2 protein-coding genes are annotated in these 2,133 nt (G+C 71.6%); both read right to left on the bottom strand.

Going from position 1 to position 2,133, the window contains the following annotated elements; translation table 11 throughout:
• Positions 1 to 123 precede the first annotated feature (123 nt).
• On the bottom strand, positions 124 to 621 hold the full coding sequence (locus tag ACIQOV_RS38655; protein ID WP_401055489.1) for a GNAT family N-acetyltransferase: 498 nt from the start codon (positions 619 to 621) through the stop codon (positions 124 to 126).
• Complete coding sequence (locus ACIQOV_RS38650) at positions 618 to 1,964, bottom strand: DUF6271 family protein (protein ID WP_401055487.1); 1,347 nt, start codon at positions 1,962 to 1,964, stop codon at positions 618 to 620. Before ACIQOV_RS38650 ends, ACIQOV_RS38655 begins: the two co-directional genes overlap by 4 nt.
• Positions 1,965 to 2,133: the final 169 nt, after the last annotated feature.

Raw genomic sequence — 2,133 nt, 5'->3', positions numbered from 1 at the left:
GTGTGTGTGGGGGGGGGGGGGGGGGGGGGGGGCCCCCCCCGCCACCAGCTTCACCCGATGGGGTGATCTTCGCCGGTCGAACTAGGCCGAACGAGTGATCATCCGTCCGCGTATCCGCGCAGGTCAGCGCACCGGCATCGACATGTACACCGCCCGTCGCCCGTAGCAGGCGGGCACCGGCACCTCCCGGTGCGCCCGGTAGCCGAGCAGCCGCAGCAGGATGTCCGCCCCGCGCACCGCGACCATCGAGATCCGCTCGTAGCCCTGCCCGCTCGCGTGCTCCCGGAAGTGCCGGATGAAGCCCAGCGCGACGTCCCGTCCGCGCAGGTCCTCGGCGATCACCAGGTCGTGCACGTGCAGGTTGGTCGAGCGGAAGGCCTGCTCCTCCGGGCGGCTGAGGTCCGGGCAGCGCAGCGGCGGGTAGGGCAGGCTCAGCAGGTAGCCGCGCACCACGCCGTGCTGCTCCAGCACGAAGCAGGTGCCGGGCGAGCTGCGGGCGCGCGACTGGAGCGCCTCCCGGCCCTCGGACAGGTCGTCGGCCGCGTAGGCGTCGTGCTCCAGCGCGACCACGGCGTCCCAGTCGTCGTCGGCCAGCTGCCGGATCCGGAGGTCCTCGCTCACCGAGCCGGCGCCTCCGTGCCGGCGTCCGTGCCGTCCGTGCCGGTGTCGAGTCCCTCCGCGCGGGCGGCGGCCACCATCGGCGCCCAGGCCTCCACCAGCACCGCCCACCGCTCGGCGTCCTGCCGGGCCTCGTCCAGGAGCTGCTGCCGCTGCCCGGCCACCACGTCCGCGAGCTCGGCGTACTTGCCGCCCAGCTTGCGGTAGGAGCGGTCCAGGACGTCCAGGCAGTGCACGTTCCCGGCCGGGTCCCAGTCGACGCTGCCCCGCACCAGGTCGAGGATCGGCTCGACCTTCAGTCCGTGCCGCTCGTCCAGCAGCCCGCGGCCGAGGTCGATCATCCCGCCGTAGACCGGGTACAGGTACAGCATCGAGAGCAGGAACTTGACGAACCGCATCTGGTAGGAGACGAAGCCGGTGCCGGTGCGGCGCTCGGGCGTGTAGTAGTTGACGATGTGGCGGTTGTGGACGACGCCGGGCAGCCGGGAGTGGACCATGGCGTGCAGCAGGGCGTAGTCGCTGCCGATGGTCTCGATCGAGGGCAGCAGCGGCAGCACCTCGTAGGCCCGGTGGTCCAGGGCGATGTTGCACATGTAGACGTCCCAGATGTCGGGCACGCCGAGGACGGATTCGTCGGTGCTGAACGGCTCGGAGCCGGCGCCCTTGAAGGAGACGTCCACCATCGCGTCCCTCTCCTCCTCCGACCACACCGGTGGGGTCCACAGGCGCACCACGTCGCGGTAGACGGCCGGGTCCATCTCGTGGATCTCGCTGATGTCCACGTTGAGTTCGCCGATGAAGGAGCCGCTGACCAGCATCACCGGCTTGTCCGCGTCGGCCGGGTCGAGCTCGGAGCGGGACACGCCGGCCACCGCCTCGCCGGCCGGGCGGCCGATCGAGAGCAGCTCGTGGTGGATCGGGAAGACCTTCCGGCCGTCGACGACCTGGAAGTCGGCGTCGTCGTTGCGCAGGTGCGCCGAGGTGCAGCCCAGGGCGGCCGCGCCGAGGAAGAGCCGGTTGACGCAGGAACCGTACGCGACGGCCCGCGGGAGCATCAGGTCGAGCAGCAGTTCGGGGTCGGCGGCGCCGGAGCGCTCGGACACCCGGCGCAGGAACTCCCGCTGCCCCGCCTCGCCCAGGTGGTGGACGGCCACGCCGGGGGTCGGCTCCAGCGCGGCCACGGCGCCCGCGTTCTCCGCGAACCCGACGGCGTCGGTGGTGTCGAGGACGAGGAGGTGCACCTCGACCCCGAAGGTCGCGACGGCGTAGGCCGCCTCCTCGGCGAGTTCCGCGATGGTGTCGGGGCAGGGCCGCATGGTGGGCAGGGCGAGACAGACTCTTTGCATGGTGCGGATTTCTCCATCGGATCGTCAGATTCGGTTCCACGGAGGCCAGTTGGGCGCACAGGGAGGACCCGGGCGCGGGCTGGTGCCGGTCCGCCGGACTACCGTGGACTAGACCACTTTTGATGTCAACGATTGACAGCGGCGCCCCGACGGGGTGCAATACGCCCCC

Source organism: Kitasatospora sp. NPDC091257 (assembly GCF_044757675.1).
GTDB lineage: Bacteria > Actinomycetota > Actinomycetes > Streptomycetales > Streptomycetaceae > Kitasatospora > Kitasatospora lactacystinica.
Note: the sequence above shows the minus strand (reverse complement) of the source record. Positions and strands in the feature narration are given on the sequence as shown.